Origin of the sequence: Winogradskyella ouciana, assembly GCF_009709615.1 — a bacterium.
GTDB lineage: Bacteria > Bacteroidota > Bacteroidia > Flavobacteriales > Flavobacteriaceae > Winogradskyella > Winogradskyella ouciana.
Window position 1 is genome coordinate 1 of record NZ_WJYA01000112.1, and the last position, 271, is coordinate 271.

1 protein-coding gene is annotated in these 271 nt (G+C 33.9%); it reads left to right on the forward strand.

Features of this window, described 5'->3' with window-relative positions; all coding sequences use genetic code 11:
• Window positions 1-22: 22 nt before the first annotated feature.
• Window positions 23-271, forward strand: a 249-nt coding sequence (locus F1003_RS18735) for an IMP dehydrogenase (RefSeq protein ID WP_202913917.1), incomplete at its 3' end; no start/stop codon positions are given.

A 271-nucleotide genomic window follows, 5' to 3' on the forward strand; every position in this document is an offset into this window, starting at 1 on the left:
TGAAAAATGGAGGCTGTTTTTAATGTGGGAAAGTAAATTTGCAAAAGAATCATTAACGTTTGATGATGTGTTATTAATTCCAGCACAATCTGATATTTTACCGAAAGACGTTGATTTAAGCGTACAATTATCAGACAAAGTTAAATTAAATATTCCAGTTATTTCTGCTGGTATGGATACTGTAACTGAATCTAAAATGGCGATTGCTATGGCTCGTCAAGGTGGTTTAGGTGTTATTCATAAAAATATGGGCGTTGAAGAACAAGCGGAC